This window comes from Pseudomonas sp. NPDC089407, from assembly GCF_044900445.1.
GTDB lineage: Bacteria > Pseudomonadota > Gammaproteobacteria > Pseudomonadales > Pseudomonadaceae > Aquipseudomonas.
In genome coordinates this window covers 35787-57340 of sequence record NZ_JBJDNB010000035.1, presented here as the reverse complement: position 1 = coordinate 57340, position 21554 = coordinate 35787, and the positions used below count along the sequence as shown (strand labels likewise).

General features: G+C 64.7%; 15 protein-coding genes and 2 pseudogenes. 11 read left to right on the top strand and 6 right to left on the bottom strand.

Features of this window, described 5'->3' with window-relative positions; all coding sequences use genetic code 11:
• The first annotated feature begins 64 nt into the window (after positions 1 to 64).
• Complete coding sequence (locus tag ACI2KG_RS23290; protein ID WP_404663456.1) at positions 65 to 832, top strand: methyl-accepting chemotaxis protein; 768 nt, start codon at positions 65 to 67, stop codon at positions 830 to 832.
• Positions 833 to 944: 112 nt separating this feature from the next.
• Here ACI2KG_RS23290 and ACI2KG_RS23285 read toward each other — a convergent pair whose 3' ends face one another.
• Both ACI2KG_RS23285 and ACI2KG_RS23280 read right to left on the bottom strand, forming a co-directional pair.
• Complete coding sequence (locus ACI2KG_RS23285) at positions 945 to 1724, bottom strand: AraC family transcriptional regulator (RefSeq protein ID WP_404663443.1); 780 nt, start codon at positions 1722 to 1724, stop codon at positions 945 to 947.
• A 180-nt stretch (positions 1725 to 1904) separates the two neighbouring features.
• Positions 1905 to 3177, bottom strand: a pseudogene (locus ACI2KG_RS23280) (acetyl-CoA C-acetyltransferase).
• A gap of 118 nt (positions 3178 to 3295) precedes the next feature.
• Between ACI2KG_RS23280 and ACI2KG_RS23275 the strand changes: the two are divergent.
• From ACI2KG_RS23275 to ACI2KG_RS23240, 8 genes are all read left to right on the top strand, one after another.
• The gene (locus ACI2KG_RS23275) at positions 3296 to 4648 is read left to right on the top strand and encodes a 3-oxoacyl-ACP reductase (RefSeq protein ID WP_404663442.1); all 1353 of its coding nucleotides are present in this window, start codon (positions 3296 to 3298) and stop codon (positions 4646 to 4648) included.
• 2 nt (positions 4649 to 4650) lie between these two features.
• Positions 4651 to 5502 (top strand): MaoC family dehydratase, encoded by an 852-nt coding sequence (locus ACI2KG_RS23270; RefSeq protein ID WP_404663441.1) that lies wholly within the window; start codon positions 4651 to 4653, stop codon positions 5500 to 5502.
• Between the two features lie 138 nt (positions 5503 to 5640).
• A complete protein-coding gene (locus ACI2KG_RS23265) occupies positions 5641 to 5946 on the top strand; it encodes a MazG-like family protein (protein WP_404663440.1) in 306 nt (101 codons plus the stop codon).
• A complete protein-coding gene (locus ACI2KG_RS23260) occupies positions 5943 to 6692 on the top strand; it encodes a methyltransferase domain-containing protein (RefSeq protein WP_404663439.1) in 750 nt (249 codons plus the stop codon). Before ACI2KG_RS23265 ends, ACI2KG_RS23260 begins: the two co-directional genes overlap by 4 nt.
• 21 nt (positions 6693 to 6713) lie before the next feature.
• Positions 6714 to 7349, top strand: coding sequence for a DUF4136 domain-containing protein (locus ACI2KG_RS23255; RefSeq protein ID WP_404663438.1), 636 nt, complete (start codon positions 6714 to 6716; stop codon positions 7347 to 7349).
• 19 nt (positions 7350 to 7368) lie between these two features.
• Positions 7369 to 7938, top strand: coding sequence for a DUF4136 domain-containing protein (locus ACI2KG_RS23250; RefSeq protein WP_341797476.1), 570 nt, complete (start codon positions 7369 to 7371; stop codon positions 7936 to 7938).
• 291 nt (positions 7939 to 8229) lie between these two features.
• On the top strand, positions 8230 to 8700 hold the full coding sequence (locus ACI2KG_RS23245; RefSeq protein WP_404663437.1) for an A24 family peptidase: 471 nt from the start codon (positions 8230 to 8232) through the stop codon (positions 8698 to 8700).
• Between the two features lie 120 nt (positions 8701 to 8820).
• Positions 8821 to 9597: a response regulator transcription factor gene (locus ACI2KG_RS23240; RefSeq protein WP_404663436.1), complete on the top strand. Its 777-nt coding sequence runs from the start codon at positions 8821 to 8823 to the stop codon at positions 9595 to 9597.
• Positions 9598 to 9717: 120 nt separating this feature from the next.
• Here ACI2KG_RS23240 and ACI2KG_RS23235 read toward each other — a convergent pair whose 3' ends face one another.
• Complete coding sequence (locus tag ACI2KG_RS23235) at positions 9718 to 11364, bottom strand: ShlB/FhaC/HecB family hemolysin secretion/activation protein (protein ID WP_404663435.1); 1647 nt, start codon at positions 11362 to 11364, stop codon at positions 9718 to 9720.
• 92 nt (positions 11365 to 11456) lie between these two features.
• Positions 11457 to 13811 (bottom strand): peptidoglycan glycosyltransferase PbpC, encoded by a 2355-nt coding sequence (pbpC, locus tag ACI2KG_RS23230; RefSeq protein WP_404663434.1) that lies wholly within the window; start codon positions 13809 to 13811, stop codon positions 11457 to 11459.
• Positions 13812 to 13888: 77 nt separating this feature from the next.
• On the opposite strand from pbpC, the gene ACI2KG_RS23225 reads away from it, so the two are divergent.
• Complete coding sequence (locus ACI2KG_RS23225) at positions 13889 to 14182, top strand: hypothetical protein (protein ID WP_201207759.1); 294 nt, start codon at positions 13889 to 13891, stop codon at positions 14180 to 14182.
• 157 nt (positions 14183 to 14339) lie between these two features.
• Here ACI2KG_RS23225 and ACI2KG_RS23220 read toward each other — a convergent pair whose 3' ends face one another.
• Positions 14340 to 19241, bottom strand: a complete 4902-nt coding sequence (locus ACI2KG_RS23220) for an alpha-2-macroglobulin family protein (protein WP_404663433.1) — start codon at positions 19239 to 19241, stop codon at positions 14340 to 14342.
• A gap of 250 nt (positions 19242 to 19491) precedes the next feature.
• On the opposite strand from ACI2KG_RS23220, the gene ACI2KG_RS23215 reads away from it, so the two are divergent.
• Positions 19492 to 20829, top strand: coding sequence for an MATE family efflux transporter (locus ACI2KG_RS23215; RefSeq protein WP_404663432.1), 1338 nt, complete (start codon positions 19492 to 19494; stop codon positions 20827 to 20829).
• A gap of 119 nt (positions 20830 to 20948) precedes the next feature.
• Here ACI2KG_RS23215 and ACI2KG_RS23210 read toward each other — a convergent pair.
• Positions 20949 to 21404 (bottom strand): annotated as a pseudogene (locus ACI2KG_RS23210) (REP-associated tyrosine transposase).
• Positions 21405 to 21554 lie beyond the last annotated feature (150 nt).

Sequence of the window (21554 nt, the reverse complement as noted above, 5' to 3'; positions counted from 1 at the left end):
CATTGGTGCGGCCGCCGGCAAGATCCTCAGCACCTCGACCAGCTCGACCCGCGTGTCCAGCGACATGGCCGAGGCCGCTGGCCGTCAACGCGAAGCCGTGGACATGGTGTCCACTGCCTTCCACGAAATGGTTGCCACCGCCAACGAGGTCGCCCGTTCCTGCAGCCAGGCGGCGCAATCCGCCGACAGCGGCCAGCAACAGGCCCGCGAAGGCCAGCAGCAGATCGATGCCGCAGTACACAGTGTCGACCGCCTCAGCCATGAGATCGAGCAGTCGGCGCAGTCGATCCAGCAGCTGGAACGTGACAGCAACGCCATCCAGTCGATCCTCGGCACTATCCGCTCGATTGCCGAGCAGACCAACCTGCTGGCATTGAACGCTGCCATCGAAGCGGCTCGCGCCGGTGAACAGGGCCGTGGCTTTGCCGTAGTGGCCGACGAAGTGCGTGCGCTGGCCAAGCGTACTGCGGACTCGACTGCAGAGATCGATGGTTTGCTGGGCAACCTGGCCAGCCGCACGGCCGAAGTGGCCGAGCAAATGCATGCCAGCCTGGAGGTTTCGCAGCAGTCGGTGAGCCGCATCGGCTTGGCGCGAGACAGTTTTGGGCAGATCCGTGAGTCGGTGGATGTGATTCGCGACATGAACACGCAGATTGCAACGGCGGCGGAGGAGCAGCACCAAGTGGCCGAGGACATCAACCGCCACATCAGCCAGATTCACGGCGATGCGCAGCTGGTGGCCGAACTGGCACAGGCGGCGCGCGTGGACTCGGAGAGCCTGGCCGGGTTGTCCAATGAGCTGGATGCGCTGGTGCGCAGGTTCCGTACCTGATGATGTATAACCTGTGCCGGCCTCTTCGCGGCTAAAGCCGCTCCTACAGGGGTTCGCGTTACCTTGTAGGAGCGGCTTCAGCCGCGAAGAGGCCGGCACAGGCAACCCACCCCTAAAACTTCAACTCCCCAGGCGTCGCTCCAAACAGCTGCTTGAACGCCGCAATGTACGCCGACGTGGAGTCGTACCCACACCCTAACGCCGCTTCGGTCACATTCTCCCCCGCCTCCAGCAACGCCAGCGACGACAACAGCCGCATGCGCTGGCGCCAGTTGCGAAAGCTCAACCCCGTTTCACGCTGGAACAGCCGCATCAGCGTCTTTTCCGAACACCCCAGCTCCCGCGCCCATTGCTGCAAGGTCTGCGGCTGGTCCGGTGCGGCGATCAAACCATTGCACAGCGCCAGCAACCTTGGGTGGCGGGGCAACGGCAGCGAAAAGCCGACCTCCGGCAAGGTGCGCAACTGATCGAGCAACACCGCCACCAAGCGCGCCTCGGCGCTGTCGCCCTCCGGGTAGTCAGCTGGAAACAGGCAGAACTGCTTGATCAACTCACGCGCCAGCGGGGTCACTTCCAACACCCGGCATTGCTCTGCAGCCCACGGGCAGGCGTCACGGCGCACATACAGGCTGCGCATCTCGGCCTGCATCGAAGTGACCACCTCGTGTTCGGCATCAGCCGGGATCCACACCCCCCACTGCGGTGGTGCGAAGTAACTGCCTTCGTCGGTGTACACACCGAGTACGCCGCTGATGGCGTAGGAGAACTGCACCCAGTCATGCTGGTGGCGGGTGGTCCAAGACCCGGCGCCGAGGCTTTCGGCGCGGGCATACAGGGGCCTGGGCAGGTGGTCCAGTTCAGGGATGGGACGGGGCTGTCCGATGATCGGCATGGCGGTTTCTTGTAGTTCTGAGCAGACAAGCCTAACAGCTGGGGGTAAGCCTGTGAGATCTGTGTGGCCTTAGTCGCGGGTAAACCCGCTCCTACAAGTGAAGCGCCGACCTCCAGGACAGCGCAGTCCCTGTAGGAGCGGGTTCACCCGCGAAGAAGGCCACACAGATCTAACAGGCAATCAACGCTCAACGATGACAGTCACCCCCTGCCCACCCGCCGCACAGATTGAAATCAGCCCCCGCCCCTTCCCCGCCGTCGCCAGCAACTTCGTCAGGTTGGCCAGTATCCGCCCCCCAGTCGCTGCAAATGGGTGCCCGGCCGCCAGCGAGCTGCCCTTGACGTTGAGCTTGCTGCGGTCAATCGCCCCAAGCGGTGCGTCCAGCCCCAACTTATCCCGGCAATAATCAGCATCCTCCCAGGCCTTGAGCGTGCACAGCACCTGGGCAGCGAAGGCTTCATGAATTTCGTAGTAGTCAAAATCCTGCAACGTCAGGCCGTTGCGCGCCAGCAAACGCGGCACGGCGTACACCGGCGCCATCAACAGCCCTTCGCGGCCGGTAACGAAGTCCACCGCTGCCGTTTCGCCATCGACCAGATAGGCCAACACCGGTAGCCCTTGCTGTGCCGCCCATTCCTCACTGCCCAGCAGCACCAGCGAAGCACCATCGGTCAGCGGCGTAGAGTTGCCTGCAGTCAGCGTACCCAGGCCGCTTTTATCGAAAGCGGGTTTGAGTTTGGCCAACTGCTCAAGGGTCAGGTCCGGGCGCAGGTTGTTGTCGCGGGTCAGCGACAAGAACGGTGTCAGCAGGTCGTCCTGCCAACCCATACGCAGCAGCCAGCTTCCGGTGGCTGTGCAACGCCAGTTCATCCTGCTCGGTGCGGCCTATGTGCCAGGCCTGGGCCATGCGCTCGCAATGCTCGCCCATCGATAGCCCGGTGCGCGGCTCACCGTTGCGGGGCAATTCGGGTTTCAAATGGTGCGGGCGCAGTTGCAGGAAGGGCTTGAGCCGCTCACCCAGGCTTTTGCCACGATTGGCCTGCAGCAGGATGTTACGCAGGCCTTCGTTGACCGCAATCGGCGCGTCGGAGGTGGTGTCGACACCGCCGGCAATACCACTGTCGATCTGCCCCAGGGCAATTTTGTTGGCCACCAGCAGCGCCGCCTCAAGGCCCGTGCCGCAGGCCTGCTGGATGTCGTAGGCGGGGGTCTGCGGCGCCAGGCGCGAACCCAGCACGCATTCACGGGTCAGGTTCATGTCACGCGAATGCTTGAGCACTGCGCCCGCCACCACCTCGCCCAGGCGCAGCCCATGCAGGCGATAGCGCTCGATCAGCCCTTCAAGGGTCACGGTCAGCATCGCCTGGTTGCTGGCCGTGGCGTAGGCACCGTTGGAGCGGGCGAAAGGGATTCGGTTGCCGCCCAGGATCGCAACCCGGCGAAGTGAACGCATGTGCTTGTTCCTCCTGAAACAATTTGAACCGTACAGCCTAGGTGTTTTTACCCAGGGCGAACGACCTTGCCACAAAGTTGGTCCACACTTTCAAGCTTGCCTTTGCGGAGACCCACTCATGAGCGATCGCTACCTCGGCTTTGCCAACACCCACCTCGGCCGCCGCCTCGTGGATGCCCTTGGCCTGCCACACCCGGCGCCGCTGGAGCGCTGGCAGGCAGGCCGCCTGCGCCCGGTGGAAGGGGCACTGGTACTGGGCGGCGGGCCACTGGCGGGCCAGGTAGAAGCCATCGCACAGCGCCTGACCGACGAGGTCTACCGTTTCAATACCGACAACCTGCAGGCCGAAGCCTGGGTGGCCGGCCTTGGGCCGAAGATCAAGGCAGCAGTGTTCGATGCCAGTCATCTTTCCGACAGCGATGCCTTGAAGCAGTTGCGCGAATTTTTCCAGCCGCTGCTGCGCAGCCTTGCCCCTTGCGCCCATGTCGTGGTGTTGGGCCGTGCGCCGGAAAGCCTCGACAACCCACTGGCCAGCATCGCTCAGCGTGCCCTTGAGGGCTTCAGCCGCTCGCTGGCCAAGGAACTGCGCAATGGCGCAACCGCCCAGCTACTGTATGTCGGCCAAGGCGCAGAAGACGAACTGGAAGGTGCCCTGCGCTTCTTCCTCTCGCCCAAGAGTGCGTTTATCTCCGGCCAGGTACTGCGCCTGCAAGCATGCGCCAGCCAGGTCGATGACTGGACCCGCCCGCTGGGCGGCCGCCGCGCACTGGTCACCGGCGCTGCACGCGGTATCGGCGCAGCCATCGCGGAAACGTTGGCACGTGACGGTGCCGATGTGCTGCTGCTGGACGTGCCACAGGCCAGCCAGGACCTCGACGCACTCGCGGCCCGGCTAGGCGGTAAAGCGCTGCCGCTGGATATCTGCGCCAGCGACGCAGCCACACAATTGCTGGCTGCCCTGCCCGACGGCATCGACATCGTCGTGCACAACGCTGGCATCACACGAGACAAGACCCTGGCCAACATGACGCCGGAATACTGGGACGCGGTGCTGGCGGTGAACCTCAAGGCGCCGCAGGTGCTGACCCAGGCGCTGTATGACGGCGGCGCACTGAGCGAAAACGCACGCATCACCCTGTTGGCCTCGGTCAGCGGCATCGCCGGCAACCGCGGGCAGGCCAACTATGCCGCGAGCAAGGCCGGGCTGATCGGCCTGGCGCAGGCCTGGGCGCCGCGCTTGGCCGAACGCGGTGGCAACATCAATGCCGTGGCACCCGGTTTTATCGAAACCCACATGACCGCAGCCATGCCCATGGGCCTGCGCGAGGCCGGGCGGCGCTTAAGTTCGCTGGGCCAGGGCGGTCGCCCGCAAGATGTCGCCGAAGCTATCGCCTGGCTCAGCCAACCAGGCTCCGGGGCAGTCAATGGCCAGGTACTGCGGGTCTGCGGTCAGGCATTGATGGGGGCCTGAACATGAGTCGACCATGGCACGACCTGCACAGCCCGGCGGACCGGGCCAGCCTGTACCTGCGTGCGGCCAGCAAGCGCAAGATAAGCGGTGACCGCTTGCCGGACGCAGGCCTGCGCTGCTTCATCCGGGTTCAGCCGGATAACCTGGCCGCCTACCGCAAGCTTTGCCACTTCCCGGACGATGGACGTTTACCGGGCACTTACCCCCATGTCATGGCGTTCACCCTGCAGTTGCAGTTGATGACGGCCCACGACTTCCCCTTCCCGCTGCTGGGCCTGGTGCACCTGTACAACCGCATCGAGGTACTGCGACCGCTGGGCGCTGTCGAAGGGCTGCGCTTGGCGGTGTACGCACACAACCTGCAGCCACATGCCAAGGGGGGTACCTTCGACCTGGTGACCGAGGCCGAAGACGGTATCGGCCTGCTCTGGCGCGAAACCAGCCGCATGCTGGTGCGTGGGCTGAAGCTGGAGGGCGAGCCCGGTGAACGTGCTGACGACGAGCCTGAAATTTTGCCAGAGGCCACCCGCTGGTACGCCGACAGTGACATCGGCCGGCGTTATGCCAAGGTGTGCGGGGACTACAACCCGATCCACCTCAGCGCTGTGAGCGCACAGTTGTTTGGCTTCCCCACGGCCATTGCCCATGGCATGTGGACCAAGGCCATGGCCCTGGCAGCGTTGCGCGGGCACCTGCCGCACAGTGGTTATGCCTTTGAGGTGGATTTTCGCAAGCCAGTAAGGTTGCCGTCGGAGGTGGTGCTCAGTGCCAGTGAAGCGGGGCCTGCGGGGGTGCTGCGGCTGGATGGGCATGGGGAAGTGCTGCATATGCTCGGGCGCTGGGATCGGCTTTAGGGCCTCATCGCCGGCAAGCCAGCTCCCACAGGGCGCGATCCCTGTGGGAGCTGGCTTGCCGGCGATTGGGCCGCAAAGCGGCCCCCCTTGCTTTGCATCGGGCCTGGGCAGAAGCTATGCAGCATTAGGAGACCCCCGATGAACCTGCAAGAACTCACCCAACGCCTGCACCAGATACGTGACAACAATGACTGGCGCGGCTTCCACAGCCCGAAGAACCTGGCCATGGCCGCCAGCGTCGAAATGGCCGAACTGGTAGAAATCTTCCAGTGGCTGAGCGAAGAACAATCGCGTCAGCTACCCGCCGACAAACTGGCCCACGCTGGCCAGGAAGTCGGTGATGTGGTGCTTTACCTGTTGCTGCTGTGCAGCGAACTGGGCCTGGACATGGACCAGGTGGTGCGGGCCAAGCTGGCCGACACCGAAAGGCGCTTCGCCCGATGAACGACCGTCATTTCGATGAGCTGGCCACGCGTTTTGCCGAGAAGATCTACGGCGGCGCCAAGGGTGCAATCCGCCTGGCCGTCCTGCAGGCGGACTTGGCCGAAGCACTGCCCGACCGCCCGTTGCGCATCCTCGACATCGGCGCTGGCTTGGGCCACATGGCCCTGTGGCTGGCCCAGCGCGGCCACCAGCTGACCCTGGCCGAACCCGCCGCCCCCATGCTCGACGGCGCACGGGCACGCTTTGCCGAAGCCGGCCAAACGGCCACGTTCATCCAGGCCCCCTGGCAAGACCTGCTCGGCCAACTGACCGAGCCCTACGACTTGGTGCTGTGCCACGCCGTGCTCGAATGGCTGGCCGAACCCGAGAGCATCCTGCCCGTGCTGCACCAACTCACCGCCTCCGGTGGCTGGTTGTCGCTGGCCTTCTACAACCGCGATGCGCTGGTCTACCGCAACCTGCTCAAGGGCCATTTCCGCAAGTTGCGCAGCAACCGCCTGGAAGGTGAAAAGCAGAGCCTTACCCCGCAAAAACCGCTTGATCCACGCGAACTCAAGGCGCAACTTGAACCTATGTGGCAGGTAGAAAGCGAAAGCGGCGTGCGGGTGTTCCACGACTACATGCCCAAGGAATTCCAGGGCAAGGCCGAGTTGCTCGACCTGCTGGAAATGGAACTGGCCTACCGCCGCCACCCCGGCTTCGCCGGGCTTGGCCGTTACCTGCACTGGGTTTGCCGCCCCCGTTGACCCGCCCGCCGGGAGGAATACATGCCGTACCGTCTGTTGTGCCTGGCCCTGTTGCCATTTGCCTTGGCTGGCTGCCAGGGCAGCAACCCGTATGTGGCCAGCAGCCGGCCACTGCCACCGGCCCCTGCCCAGGCGGCCAACACCTTCGACGCCAGTGCCTACCCGGCGCCCGCCCGCGACTACGGGCACTACCGCAGCTGGAGCTGGCGCGATAACCGGTTGCCCAGCGGCTCGGCCAATGCCGACCCTGCACAGCTGGCCGATGCCGTCAGCGGCGCACTCGACCAACATGGCCTGCGCCCCGCCCGCGGAGGCCCCGGGGACTTGCTGGTGAGCGCCGACATGCGCCTGGAAAAGCGCCTGCGCCAGGTGCGTGACTACGACAGCTACGACCCCTACTACGGCCCCTACCCCTACGGCAGCGTTGGCTATGGCGGTTACCGCAACGGCTACGGCGGCTATGCCAGCGTGCCCATCGTGCGCACCTACGAGGTGGAGGTGATGGTAGTGCGCATCGACCTGTACGACGCCCGCAGCGGCCAGCCGGTATGGAGCGCCAGCGCCGAAAGCGGCAGCGACAAGGACTCGCCGCGCGAACGCGAAAGTGCCGTGCGCGATTCTGTGCACAAGGCGCTCAGCGGCTATCCTCCCAGTTAACAGCTAACGGAGAACCATCATGTTGCGCCGTCTCGTTCTACTGTCATTCGCATTATTGCTGGCGGCCTGTTCCAGCAATAACGTCCAGCAGGATTTCGACGCCAGCCGCGATTTTGCCGCCTATCGCAGCTGGGCGTGGCAAGAACCGGGCCTGCAGTACCGCCCGGACGACCCACGGATCAAGAGCGACCTCACCGAACAGCGCATTCGCCAGGCGGTCGCCGACCAGCTCGACCAGCGCGGCCTGCGGCCGGTACAAGGCGGCGCGCGGCCTGACCTGACCGTACGCACCTACCTGATCGTCGAACAGCGCCAGCAGCAGATCACCACCAATTACGGCGGTGGCTGGGGTGGCTATTGGGGCGGCTATTGGGGTGGCCCGATGTACAACGAAACCCGCAGTGTCGACTACAAGGTCGCCACCATTCAGGTCGACATGTTCGATGGGCGTGATGGCAAGCTGGTATGGCGCGGCAGTGCCGAGCAGATCATGAACAACTACCCGCCAAGCCCCGAGGAGCGCAACAGCGCCATTCACAACACCGTCTCCAAGGTACTGGCCAATTACCCGCCGGGCAGCAAGAAATAAGTTGTAACGCGTTTTTGTAGGAGCGGCCTTGTGTCGCGATGGGCCGCAAAGCGGCCCCCGTAGTTCAGTGTTGAAGCATAAATCGCCGGGGCCGCTTTGCGGCCCATCGCGACACAAGGCCGCTCCTACAAGGGATCGCATAAAACCTGTGTCAGCTACGACAGAATCCATTCCGAGTACGCCTTTTTCCGTTGCAAGCCCTACTCCCTCGCACGTTCGCGTCTATCTTCAGTTAAGGAAACCTGACTGACCGGGTAGAAGTGTTCAACTTTTGGGAAAGGCGACCTGCCAATGCAAAGCATTGTTCTCCTGCTGTGGCTTGCCTTGTGCTCCGAACAGGATGTGCGCCAACGCCAGATCTCCGACATGCTCACCTTGGGCGTGGCCACCTGTGCCCTGGTCTGGCTGTTCGCCACCGGCCACAGCTGGATCGGCGCCGATGCCAGCGATGCCGGATGGGCGCTGGCCATTGTCATGCTGCTGACCCTGCCCGGCTACATGCTCGGCCGCTTCGGTGCCGATGACGTCAAGCTGATGGGCGCACTGGCCTTGGCCACCAGCCCGCAATACGTACTTGGCACGTTCATCGGGGCCGGTTTCAGTGTGCTGGCCTGGCTGCTTACCCGCCGGCGCCTGTGGCTGCTGCTCAACCCCAAGGTAAAGAAGCGTTTGCAGGCCCTGACCGAAGAAATGGGCGACAAGCAGGCGTTCGTACCCTATGTGCTCGCGGGCTTTCTTCTGACCGCCGTATGGATCCAATAACCCTTCCTGTGGTCCGATGCCTTGTACAGACCTTGTACATATCCGCTTCGTGGGTCTACTTTTAATACTGCCAGAGCGTCTGGCCCGGGAGCAGGGCCGCATACGAACAGGGAGTTGATCGTGTCGAGACCAGTGAGTGAAGTGAAGGTGTTGGTGGTGGATGACCAAACGGTCATCGTCGAACAACTGTGTGAATTCCTCGAAAACAAGGGCTATGCCTGCGTACCCGCCCACTCGACTGACGAAGCCATCGAGCGCTACATGGCAGACCCGGCCATTGGTCTGGTCATCTGCGACCTGCACATGCCGGAGCGGGACGGCATTGAACTGGTGCGCGCCTTGAAAGAGGTCAACGGTAGCCAGCGCCTGTTCGAGGCCATCATGTTGACCGGGCGTGCCGAGAAACAGGACGTGATCCGCGCGCTGCGCGAGGGCTTTGCCGACTATTACCAAAAGCCGATGGACCTTGAGGAACTGCTCGATGGCGTACGCCGACAGGAAGAAGCCTTGCTGGAGCGCCAGCGCAACTTCCGTGACCTGGGTGGGTTGAACCAGCGCTTGCAGGATCTTGCCGATTCAGTGGACGAGTTGTACCAGGACCTGGAAAAAGCCCGTGGGCAGGGCATGCATCGTCGTGCCACCGATGTGGAGGAAAGCGAGAGTGAGCTGCCGGCGGCGTTCGAGAAGCTGTCACCTCGGCAGTTGGAGGTGGCTCGCCTGGTGAGCAAGGGCAAGACCAATTACCAGATTGCCTGTGAACTGGGGATTACCGAGAACACCGTGAAACTGTATGTATCGCAGGTGTTGCGCTTGACGCATATGCACAACCGGACCCAGCTGGCACTGGCGCTGACGCCCAGCTCGTCGCCGGTGCATCAGCGATTTACCACGCACTGAAGGGTTGGCCATTTTGGGGCTGCTTTGCAGCCCGATCGCGACACAAGGCCGCTCCTACAGGGGACCGCGTACATCCTGTAGGAGCGGCCTTGTGTCGCGATTGGGGCGCAAAGCGCCACCCTACATTTGAAGACCAATACTCAAGGTAAGCCGAGGCCCACGGTCCAGGCTGTCCAATGCCACATCCGCCAGCGGTTTGGCGAGCTCCAGCGCCACATTGAACCAGCGCTCATCCGCCACCCGCACACCCAGCGCCGCCGAAGCCAGGTGGGCATCCTGCACCGGCCCACGGTTATGCCAGGCCTGCGCCGCATCCACCACCGCATAGGGTTGCACCAGCCAGCGGCCACGCACGCTGTAATTCACCTCGTAAGCCACACCCCAGCCCTTGTCCCCGTCCGCCTGGTCACGCGGGTAGCCTCGCCCGAAGTGCTGCCCGCCAAAGCCCGCCCGTTCGCTGTCGGGCAGCCGGTCATCACTCCAGTACAACGCCCCAGACACCACGCCCTGCCAGTTGTCCGCCAGCGCGTCGCTCTGTAAACCCGAAAGCCGCAGACGCAAGAAGTCCAGGTCGTAGTCGGCATCGCTGCGCGCCCCCAGGTACTCCAGGCCCTGATAGACCCCGGCACTGACGATGCGCAAACGCCCCGGCTCGACCTTGCGCCATTCCCCTTCGAACGACAGCGCACGTACGTAGGTGTCGTAATCCTGATTCGAGGGCAAGTCCTCGTCGTGCTCACTGACCGCATACACGTGCCCCTGCACCGCCAACCACTCATCCGCCTTGACGATCACCGGCTGGCGCAGGCCGATCGCATAGCGCTCGCTGTCGCGCTTGCGGGTGATGTCACGGCCATCGTCCAGGCGTATGCGCGTGCCAGGCTCGCTGCGGTAGCGCGAGGCCGACAGCAACAGTTGGCTAGCAGCGGCGTCCAGGTACTGGCTGTAGTCCAGCCGCTGGTATTTCACCTGGTCATCACCCGGTGGCAGCAGCCCGCTGGCGGTGAGCTGTTCGCCGTAGCGGGTCTCGGCATTGCTGCTAGCCGTGAACAACGCCTGCACATCGTCGCGGTTGGCATCGGCCACAGTGACAGCCGTGCTGAACGGCTTGCGCCGCACATGAAGGGTCAGTTGGGCAGCCCCCTCAGCCGCTTGTGCGGTACTCAGTTCGGCGTCTATCGCCAAACCAGGCATACGTGCGGCCAGGCCCAGATAGTGCTCCAGCGTTTCGCGGGTCAGTGGCCGCTCGGCCCCAAGACGCGCCAGCAACTGCTGCAGATACTCGCCGGCCGGGCCGATATCGCCGTCTACACGGTAATCACGGATGTACCCTTCGACCAGCACCACATTGGCCGTGCCGTCGGCCATATCTTGGACCGGCAGGTAGGCATAAGACAGCAGGTAGCCCTCCTGCCGGTAGCGTTGGCTCAGGCGGTCAGTGTACTGCTGCAGTTCGCCCAGCGTGGTTTCACGCCCGATCAGTGGTTGGTAGTGCTGGCGCAGGTCGCTCAGAGGGAATACCGTGCCACCCTCGAAGCGCACCTTGTGCAGCACCAGCCGGGTCTGGGCGGGCAACCCACCGGAGGCATCGAGGCTCGCGCCGGCCAACCGCAGGCTGGGATCAAGCGGGCGATAGGTGTCTATGGGCAAGTTGTCGCCGGGCAGGCGCCGTTCATACTCATGGCTGTCGAAAAAGCCCGGCAACGGCCCGGCCTGGGCCGCAAGCGCCCAGGGCAACAACAGCAGGGGCACGGCCAGAGGACGCATAGGGCGCTCCATGTTCCCATGGGTTGCGCGGCATCGGCCGGCCACACCCGTTACTGGCAAGCGTAGGTGCTGGCCCGGCTGCCGTCGAACGCCTACTCGCTGACCTGGAATGCCACCCGCGCCGTCTCGCCGCTTTCGTCCAGTGCGCTGAGTTCGGCCTGCCCGACCTGCGGCAAACGCAGCAGCAGGCTGTCCTGCCCCTGGGTTTCGCCCAGCGGCTGGCCGTTCAGGAACCACCAGCGTCGCCCACCGCCACCCAGCGCCGAAACATGCAACTGCAAAGGCTCACTGCTGGTAGCCGGGCGCCGCAGGTTGTCGCCTGGGCGCACGCCAACAATAGACAGCGGTGGTGCGCTGGCGGGTACCTGCGGCGCGCAGCCCGGGTCGATGGCCGGCAAGCGCGCTGCACGTCGCTCGACACGTGGCAGCCAAGGTTCCAGTGGCGCCGGCCACAGGGCAACATCACGGACCGTTGCGCCCGGGCAGCTACCCTCCACACGCAGCCCCTGCCGGTTTACCCACACTCGCTCGCGCAAACCCAGGCCCAGCGGCTGGTCGGCAGCCTGCAAGGTGGGGGGTGTGGTGCCGTCCAGGGTCCAGGCAAAGCGCTGACGTCGGCAGTTGGGGTCTTGCTTGTTCAGTGGCTGGCCGAGCGGCCAACAGATCGCTGCCACGCCAACGTTCCACGGCACCCGCTCCACCGGCACGCTGATGCCACGCTGGCTGTCGCGGTTACTGAGCAGGTCATGCACCTGCAGCATCAACGGCGCTGCCGAAGCCAGGCCGAACTGCCCGGGTACCGGTGTGCCGTCGGGGCGGCCGATCCATACGCCGATCAGGTAGCGCGGGCCCACGCCGATCGACCAGGCATCGCGAAAGCCATAACTGGTGCCGGTCTTCCAGGCCAGCTGCGGGCGCTGCACCAGCTCGGCATGCGGGTCGCGGTCGGGTCGCGCCTGGCCACTGAGGATGCGCCGGATGATCCATGCCGCGCCCGGCGACAACAGGCGCCGCTCTACCAGTGGGTCCTGCGGCTGCAAACGTACCCGTGCACTGTTGCCACCCCGTGCAAAGGCCGCATAGCCGCCAACCAGCTCTTCCAGGCGGCTGCCGGCGCCCCCCAGAATCAACGACAGGTTGGGCTCGGCCAGTGGCGGCAATATCAGTGGCATGCCCGCCATGCGCAGTTGCGCGGCAAAGCGTTTCGGGCCGTAGGCCTCCAGCAACTGCACCGCCGGCAGGTTGAGTGACAGCGCCAGCGCCGAGCTGGCCGACACCGGCCCGCTGAAGCCCATGGAGAAGTTGCCGGGGCGGTAGTCACCATAGCGACGCGGCACATCTTGCAGCAGCGATTCGGAATGGATCAGGCCATCGTCCAACGCCATGCCGTACAGGAACGGCTTGAGGATGGAACCCGGCGAGCGCAGCGAACGCACCATGTCGACATGGCCAAAGCGCCGCGCGTCGGCCAGGTCGATCGAGCCCAGATAGGCACGCACCGCCATGGTTTGCGCCTCGACGACCAGAATGGCCGCGGAGGTGCGCTCCGGCAGCCTTGCGCGCCAGCCCAGCAGCAAGTCTTCGAGGCGCCGTTGCAGTGCCGCATCGAGCGTGGTGCGGATCAGTGGCGGGCTGTTAACGCTGTTCAGGCGTCGGGCCAGCAGTGGCGCCAGCGCCGGCTCCTGACGGGGCGCCAGCACCAGCGGCTCCTCGGCGGCTTCACGAATTTGCCGTGCCGGCCAGACCTGATACTCGGCCAAGCGCTGCAACACCTTGTCGCGGGCACGCTGGGCACGCTCGGGGTGGCGGTCCGGGCGCAGGCGGCTGGGTGCCTGGGGCAATACCGCCAGCAGCGCCGCTTCGGCGGGGGTCAGGTGCAGCGGCGACTTGCCCAGGTACGCCCAGCTGGCGGCTGCTACGCCCTGCAGCGTGCCGCCGAAAGGCGCGCGGTCCAGGTAGATTTGCAGGATCTCGCGCTTGGACAGATGCCACTCCAGCTGCAGGGTGCGCCAAAGCTGGCGCAGTTTGCCCGCCAGCGTGCGGTCATGCGGGTCGAGCAGGCGGGCCACCTGCATCGACAACGTGCTGCCGCCCGACACCACGCGCCCGCCGCGCAGGTTCAGCCAGGCCGCGCGCGCCAGGGCCAGCGGGTTGACCCCGGGGTGGCGGTAGAACCAGCGGTCCTCGTAGGTCAGCAACGCTTGCAGGTACAGCGGCGACACCTCATCGGGGCTGACCGGGTAGCGCCACACGCCATCGGCATCGGCAAAGCGCCACAACGGCGTGCCGTCCTCGGCCAGCACTACCCGGGCCAGATCATCGCCCGGCATGGGCAGCGGCCAGATGCGGTCCGCCAGCCACAACAGCCCGCACAGCACCAGCAAGCCAAGCACTGTGGTGCGCAACAACTTGCCCGCACGGCTGCGTGGCCGCGCTAAGCTTGGCATCGGGAACCGACCTGGCCAGGTAATGGCCAAAGGCTTTGGGACGGCAACCTCGCCGATTCGTACATCAGGAAGCAACTATGCATGTAGAAGGTTTTTTCGAGTGGCTGGGCCAGGCACTGGGGGCTGTGATCCGCTTCATCGTCGACGCATTGAGCGGGCTGTTCAACCTGTTGGCCAATGCCGGTGGCAATTTTATCGATGGCCTGGCCCGCACCTTGGGCATGGACACCTCGCTGCTGAGCATCCTGGCCCTGATCATCGGCCTGATGCTGCTGTACTCGGCAATCCGCGCGTTCATGCGGGCGTCAATCATCCTAGGGATCATCTGGCTGGTGCTGGGGTTGTGGGTGATGAGCTGGGTGATTCACTGAGTTCTCAAACGGCCTTGCGCAGTTCATGTAGGAGCGGCCTTGTGTCGCGATCGGGCCGCAAGGCGGCCCCAGCATTTCCAGCGGCGGAGCTGAAAACTTGGGGCCGCTGTGCGGCCCGATCGCGACACAAGGCCGCTCCTACAACAAACCGCGTGGGTCAGCGGGCCTTTACGGTCATCTCGCCTTGCCCATCGCCCACAGCCTGCAGGTTCGGCCGGTACATCGACTCGACCTGCGGCGGCGGCACGCGGTAGGTGCCCGGGGTCACCGCCCGCGCCAGGTACAGCAGGTGCGTGGTGCCATAACCGTCGAGCTTGAGCGCGGCGACATAACGGTCATCACGGTATTCCTGGTGCACCACACTGGCGTTCTGCATCGACTCGCGCCACTCTTTCACCGCACTGCTGGCGTTGTCCAGGCTGGCGGCACTTTGCGCCAGGTTCTGGTTTTCCAGCTCCAGGCCCGCCGGCAGCAAGTCCACCACCAGCGCGTCCGGCACGCGGTCTTCGGCCTTGAGCGCCAGGTGCACCAGCACCAGGTCGCCACTGCGCAAGTTGTGCAGGTCCAGCGGCTGGCCATTCATGCCCAGGTACTCGCGGCGAATCTGCATGCCATTGCCACTGGCTGCTGGCGCCTGGCGCGGGTATCCGGACAAGGTCAGCTGCTGGTAAAGCGTCTCGCTGCCTTCGTTCTGCACAGTCAGCGGTGAGGCCAGTAACGGGCCTTCGAGCTTCATGCCAGACTCGGCATTGTTGAACTCACGCACTTCGCCCGCACTGTCCAGGCGTGCTTGCCACTTGCCTTCCGGCTTGCCCAGCAGGCCACGGCCGGCGAGGAACAATGCGTTACGCTCCTGGGTCGACAGCCAGCGGTTGGCCGCCAGTTCATCCGACAGGGCGAACAGGCGTTGGTCGACCTGGCTGCTGGCCAGGTTGCTTTCCTGCAACAGCGCCAGGATCAGCGCCTGGTCACGCAGGGTGCTGCCGTAGTCAGCCATCCAGCCTTTGCCACGGCTGATGCCCAGGCCCGCCTGCAAGGCTTGCTCGGCTCGCGGCTTGTCGCCCATCTTGTCCAGTGCCACCGCCAGTTGCACCAGTGGCAAGCCAGAGCGTGCGTCGGCGCGGCGGTCGAACAGACCACGCAGGGCGCCCAGCGGCGCCTGCTGGCTGCGCGACAGCACCAGGGCCGCATAGGCCTGCACGGCAAAGCGCGTGTGGTCGGCGTTTTCGCTGTAGTCGACTTCGATCAGGTTGCGCTCTTGCAGGTAGCGCAGCAGGCGCTCGCTGGCCTTTTTCAGTGCTTCGGCAGGCACCCCGTAACCTTGGTCGCGGGCACGCAGCAGGAAGTCGGTGACGTAGGCGGTCAGCCAGTATTCTTCTTCGCTGTCCGAACTCCACAGGCCAAAGCTGCCGTTGTAGCGCTGCATGCCCAGCAGGTGCTCGATGCCCATCTCGATCTTGCGTTTGCGCACGTCCGCCGACTCGCCCTTGATGCCCAGGCGCTTGAGGCTGTCGGCATCGGCGTACAGCGACGGGTACAGGCCGCTGGTGGTCTGCTCCAGGCAACCGTAAGGGTAGGCTTCAAGGGCGCTAATCTGCTCGGCCAGGTTCAGCGGCGGCCGGCTCGACAAGGCCAGGCTGGCTTCCAGGCCAGCCGGCTCGAAGGCAGCCAGGTCAGCTTCGGGCAGGGTCCATGGCTGGTCCTTCAAGGCCACGCGGTAGTGCTTGAGCATCGCCGGGTAGGCCGGGCGCACGCCCAGTGTCCACTCCCGCTCGAACGCGGTGGCCGGCTCGTTCGGCAGTTGCAGGCCGGTAACCCGTACATGCACCTTGCCCTGCCCCAGGCCACCTTGGGCCTGGACCGGGATCATCAGCGTCGAGCGCTGGCCTTCGGCCAGGGCAACGGTCTGCACGGCACTGGCGGCCAGGCTCAGTTGTCCTTCGCTGCTGATTTCAACATTCAATTGCTGGGCACGGCCCGACAGGTTGGCCAGGTCCAGCGCCAGGCTGGTGCGGTCGCCACCGGCCAGGAAGCGCGGCGCCGACAGCTCGGCAATCAACGGCGCGGCCACCACGGTCTTGCCTTCGGCCATGCCGAAGTGTTCCTCGGTCCAGGCCTGGGCCATCAGCCGCAGCTCACCGTTGAAGTCGGGGATATCGATTGTCACCTGGCCCTCGCCCTTGTCATCCAGGGTTACCGGCAGGCTCTGCTGGGCAACGATAGTCACCGTGGTATTGGGGCGTTTGCCACCTTTGGCCATGGCCGCGTCACCACCAAACGCCAGGCTGGCCAGGCGGCCCTGCCCGGCTTCGATCAACTGGCCATAAATGTCCAGTTGGTCGGCACCGTAGGCCTTGCGCCCGAACAGGCTGGCAAACGGGTCGGGGGTCTTGAAATCGGTAATGTTGAGGATGCCTACATCCACGGCCGACAACAGCACGTGCACCTGCCTGGGCACGCTGCCATCGGCATTGGCGGCTTTCACCTTCACGGTCAACGGCTGTTTCGGGCGCATCTTCTCGGGCGCTTGCAGGCTCACGGCCAGCTTGCGCTCGGCACGGTCCAACGGCAGGTGCAGCACACCTACCGAACGCTTGGGCGTGGCATTGGCCTTGCGCTCACCGGGGCGGATCACCAGCGCACTGATGTACAGGTCGTGGCGGGCCCAGGCCTTGTCCAGCGGCACGTCGAAGGTCTTGCCCTCGGCGGGCACATCGATTTCCTGCCACCACAGCGGGCCATCGCTGGACTCGATCATCAGGTAGCCGCTGCCGGCGGCAGGCGGGGTAACGGTAACCTTGGCCGTGGCGCCGTCGGCATAGGACGGCTTGTCCAGCGCCAGCTTGACCTGGTCCGGGCGTACCGCGCCGCCTTCAGCGTTGTCCTGGGCGCGGTAACCGGCCCAGAAGCGCTCGCTGGACACCAGGCCGGTCTGCGGGTCTTCGACCTCGACGCGGTACGGGCCCCACTCAACCTGGAAGCTCAGTTTGGCGGTGGAGCCAGCCTTGACGCTGACGGTCTCTTCGTTCTGGGTGAGGAACTTCTCATTGTAGGCGTAGCTCCAGCCGTCGCTCTGCGAGTAGTTCCAGTAGTAGTCGCGGCGCTCGCGCACCAGCCGCACCTTAAGGTCGTTGGCCGCCAGTTTGTTGCCGTCGCGGTCGGCGACCAGGAACTCGAACTCCACGGGGCCGTCGCTATCCGTTTCCTCGCCATCGAACAGGCCGCGCAGGCCCGGCAGGCGCTCGGCTGGCCAGACCGGTTGTTCCAGGCGCCGGGTAATGGGTCGGCCACCGGATTCCTGCAAGCTGGCCTGCACAGTCAGTTGCAGCGGCGAGCGGGCTTCGGCCCAGCGGCTTTCGATATCGACCACGGCCTTGCCGGCTTGGTCGAGGGTGACTTCGTCCAGCTCCAGGTCCTGGTTCAGTTCGGTTTCGGTGACCGAGCCAAACTGGTAGCCCGGCAACGCCGGCACGGCCTCACGCAGCGGGCGCACATAGGCCTGGCCGCTCAGGCGGTTGCCGGCAGCCGGGGCGCCGTACAGGTAACGGCCATTGACCTGGATGCGTGCATCTTCATCTGGTGCCAGCGGCTTGCTGCTGCCCTTCAGCTCCAGCGCCAGGCGCTCGGGCAAGAAGTCTTCGACGAGGAATTCATAAACCTGCTTGCGCCCGCCGCCGAGGTCGAGCAACAGCTGCCAGCGACCGGTCGGGGCCTCGGTGGCCAACTGCAACGGGTATTGGTACAGGCCATTGGCGTCGGCTTCCCAAACGAACTTGCGGCTGACCTGCTCATCGGGGCGGCGGACTTCCACGCTTACCGGCTGGGCCTTGACCGGTTTGCCGTCCTGGTCACGCAGCAGGCCATTGAGCAGCACGGTCTCACCCGGGCGATACAGGTCACGCGGGCCGAAGATGAAGAACTGCAACGGGTTGGCCTGTGGCCCGGTGATGTCGAACTCGGCCAGGTCCAGCGCCGCGGTGTTCAGCCGCAGCAGCGTGGTATGCACGCCTTGGGTGGCGATCAGGGTGTCGGCCTTGGGCGTGATCGGCAGTTGAGCGTGGCCCTTGCCATCGGTTGTGCCCTGGGCCAACAGCTTGCCCTTGTCGTCGTGGATTTCCAGGTTGACGCCGTTCATCGCCTTGCCGCCCTCCAGCGCCTGGGCGAACACGTCGAGGCGGTCGCGGTAGCGGTGGGCAGACACGCCGATGTCGCTGAGGGTGAACAGGGTTGCCGGCTGCGAGTAGTCGTAGGTGCCCGAGGCGCGCATCACCGCCAGGTATACGCCCGGGTCCTGCAGCGGCTTGATGCCGGCAATCGGCAGCAGTACGGTCTCGCGGGTGTTGCGCGCCGGGTTGAGGTCGAAGCGGCCGCTGTAGACCAGCTCTGCCATGTCCAGGGTTTCCTTGGACTGGTAGTAGTACAGGCTGCTGTTGCGTCCCCAACTGGCCAGGAAGCTCGAGAGCATCTCCGGCTTGACCCGGAAGAACTCGACATCGACCTTGTCAACGTTCAGGGCAATCACCGGCAGGCCTTCGGCCAAGCGCGTGGGCAGCAGCGAACCACGGCTGGCAAAGCCGATGGTCGGCTGCATGTCGCGGGTTTCCAGGCGGGTGATCGACTCGCTGTCGAGTTGCTTGCCGTTGACTGCCAGCAGGCCCTTGTCGACAGTCAGCAGGAGCTTGCGCTGCGGTTCCAGGTGGCGCAGGCGCAGCTCCATCTGGTTGTCGGAGAGTTCCCAGGCGCCGTCGAGTTTGCCTTTGACCGTGTCGACCAGGTGCACCTTGCTGGCGAAGTCCTGTTTGGCATCCAGCGGTGCCGAGAAGCTGACCGACAGCGTCGCGGCGCCGTCGAGTTGCACTTCGGAGACATCGAGCACTGTCAGCTCGCGGCCCTCGTAGCGCTTGGCGAGCACGGCAGGGTCTTCGCGTTTGGCAGCGGGAGCCTCGGCGGGCGCGGTGGCTGCCGGTTTCTCGGCCGGCGCCGGCTTGTCCGGCGTGGAAGAGTCACAGGCACTGAGCAAGGCCAGCGCGCAGGCCAGCAACAATCCTTTGTTGAACATGGAGTAGGAACTCTTTGGCAGCGGGTACTTGAGGGCAGCAACTATAGCGCAATGTGGCGCGCCAGCTCAGACCCTGGTCGCGCCAATTGGTTGCTTGGCCGTTACACTGTCGGCATTCAGAAAAGCAGGGGGGCGCTTTGCGCCCCCTTTCGCGACGCAAGGCCGCTCCTACAGGGACCGCGTTCTCATGTAGGAGCGGCCTTGTGTCGCGATAGGGCTGCGCAGCAGCCCCAGGTTTCCAAGGACTAAAATGACTGCACTGACCACCGACTGGCGCCACCGCCCTACCCACCGCAAGGTCTGGGCCCTGGCCGCGCCGATGATCCTCTCCAATATCTCCGTGCCGCTGGTAGCCCTGGTCGACAGCACCGTCATCGGCCACCTGCCCCACGCCCACCAACTGGGCGCCGTGGCCGTGGGCGCCACGTTGTTCACCTTCATGGTCGGCCTGATGGGCTTCCTGCGCATGGGCTCCACCGGCTTCGCCGCCCAGGCTGCGGGCCGCGGCGACGGCGCAGCGTTGCGCCAGGTGCTGGTGCAAGGGCTGCTGCTGGCCGTCGGCTTCGCCTTGTTGATCGGCCTGCTGGCCATTCCCTTCAGCCAACTGGCGCTGCACGCGATGCAACCCAGTGCCGCCCTGCAGCAATCCACCGAAGACTTCTTCCATACCCGCCTGCTTGGCCTGCCTGCAGCATTGGCCAGCTACGCCCTGGTCGGCTGGTTCCTCGGCACACAGAATGCCCGGGCGCCGCTGGCCATCCTGCTGACCACCAACCTGCTGAACATCGCCTTGAACCTGTGGTTCGTGCTGGGCCTGGACTGGGGTGTGCTAGGTTCGGCACGGGCTTCGGTAATTGCCGAGTGGAGTGCCGCCCTGCTCGGCCTGGCCCTGACCCGCCCGGCCCTGCGCGCCTACCCGGGGCAAGTCGTGTGGTCGGCGCTCAAGCGCTGGCAGGCCTGGCGGCCGCTGCTGGCGGTGAACCGCGATATCTTCCTGCGCAGCCTGGCGCTGCAGCTGGTGTTTCTGCTGATTACCGTGCAAGGCGCACGCCTGGGCGAAGCCACGGTGGCGGCTAACGCCCTGCTGCTCAATGGCCTGCTGCTGACCGCCTATGCGCTCGATGGGCTTGCGCATGCGGTGGAGGCGCTGTGCGGCCATGCCATCGGTGCCCGTGACCGCGATACCCTGCGCCGCTCGCTGGTAGTGGCCTGTGGCTGGTCGCTGATTACCAGCGTGGGGTTTGCCGGGTTGTTCCTGGTGGGTGGGCACCTGTTCATCGACTTGCAGACTGATATCGACAGTGTGCGGGCGGCGGCTTACCCGTACTTGCCGTACCTGGCGTTGCTGCCGTTGATTGCGGTGTGGAGTTACTTGCTGGATGGGTTGTTCATTGGTGCCACGCGGGCGCGGGAGATGCGTAATGCGATGCTGGTTTCGGTGCTGATTGCACTGCCGGTGGCGGTGGCCATGAGTGGGTTGGGCAACCATGGGTTGTGGTTGGCGTTCCTGGGGTTCATGGGGTTGCGGGCGGTGACGTTGGGGTGGGTGGGGTGGCGGTTGCAGCAGAGGGGTCTGTGGGTTGGCTGATCGGGGCCGCTTTGCGGCCCATCGCGACGCAAGGCCGCTCCTACATTGATCGGCGTATGCAGGTCTGTGTAGGAGCGGCCTTGTGTCGCGAAATGAGGGCAAAGCCCTCACCTGCGATCTCACAGCCAAACACAATCCCAATGTGGATACTCGCCAGCCCGCCGCACCAGGCCGGCCCGAATGGGGTTGGCGATGATGTAGCGGGCAGCAGCCCTGACATCCTCGTCCTTGCGCAATGCCCGGTCATAAAAGCCTGGCTACCAGATGTGCTTTCGCTCCGCACCTTTACGATAAAGCGCGCAACTGCTTCGCGACTTGAAGGCACACATTAGTTTGTCCAGGCTGGTCGGCCCAAGCTCGATCAGCCAATGCAGGTGGTCTGGCATCAAGACCCAGGCAAGAGAGCGGCAATTCCCTTCTTGTTCACTCAGGCGCAATTGATGGATGGCCGCTCGTGCAAACCAGAGATTCTGGAACAGGGGTAGGCGCTGGCGGGTAATAGTGGTTAGCAGGTAGAGCCGTCCTGGCTCTGAATAGCGCCCCTGGCGCAAGCGATGATTGCCGTGACGATCCATGTCGACTTCCTTTGAACGTTGCATTCTCAGGATAACTGTCGTGACGAGAGGTGGCGTGGGCGGATCATTACCGGGTATGACGTGGTGAGGGCTGCGCCCTCAGATCGCGACACAAGGCCGCTCCTACAACAGATCGCGATCCCATGTTGC

Excerpts from the sequence above, each read along its gene's own strand:
- ACI2KG_RS23235 (WP_404663435.1), bottom strand. The coding sequence starts at position 11,364 with ATGCGTCCTCTGGCCGTGCCCCTGCTGTTGTTGCCCTGGGCGCTTGCG.
- ACI2KG_RS23245 (WP_404663437.1), top strand. The coding sequence starts at position 8,230 with ATGCAAAGCATTGTTCTCCTGCTGTGGCTTGCCTTGTGCTCCGAACAG.
- ACI2KG_RS23285 (WP_404663443.1), bottom strand. The coding sequence starts at position 1,724 with ATGCCGATCATCGGACAGCCCCGTCCCATCCCTGAACTGGACCACCTG.
- ACI2KG_RS23255 (WP_404663438.1), top strand. The coding sequence starts at position 6,714 with ATGCCGTACCGTCTGTTGTGCCTGGCCCTGTTGCCATTTGCCTTGGCT.
- ACI2KG_RS23265 (WP_404663440.1), top strand. The coding sequence starts at position 5,641 with ATGAACCTGCAAGAACTCACCCAACGCCTGCACCAGATACGTGACAAC.
- ACI2KG_RS23215 (WP_404663432.1), top strand. The coding sequence starts at position 19,492 with ATGACTGCACTGACCACCGACTGGCGCCACCGCCCTACCCACCGCAAG.
- ACI2KG_RS23260 (WP_404663439.1), top strand. The coding sequence starts at position 5,943 with ATGAACGACCGTCATTTCGATGAGCTGGCCACGCGTTTTGCCGAGAAG.
- ACI2KG_RS23290 (WP_404663456.1), top strand. The coding sequence starts at position 65 with ATGGCCGAGGCCGCTGGCCGTCAACGCGAAGCCGTGGACATGGTGTCC.
- pbpC (WP_404663434.1), bottom strand. The coding sequence starts at position 13,811 with ATGCCAAGCTTAGCGCGGCCACGCAGCCGTGCGGGCAAGTTGTTGCGC.
- ACI2KG_RS23225 (WP_201207759.1), top strand. The coding sequence starts at position 13,889 with ATGCATGTAGAAGGTTTTTTCGAGTGGCTGGGCCAGGCACTGGGGGCT.
- ACI2KG_RS23270 (WP_404663441.1), top strand. The coding sequence starts at position 4,651 with ATGAGTCGACCATGGCACGACCTGCACAGCCCGGCGGACCGGGCCAGC.
- ACI2KG_RS23275 (WP_404663442.1), top strand. The coding sequence starts at position 3,296 with ATGAGCGATCGCTACCTCGGCTTTGCCAACACCCACCTCGGCCGCCGC.
- ACI2KG_RS23250 (WP_341797476.1), top strand. The coding sequence starts at position 7,369 with ATGTTGCGCCGTCTCGTTCTACTGTCATTCGCATTATTGCTGGCGGCC.
- ACI2KG_RS23220 (WP_404663433.1), bottom strand. The coding sequence starts at position 19,241 with ATGTTCAACAAAGGATTGTTGCTGGCCTGCGCGCTGGCCTTGCTCAGT.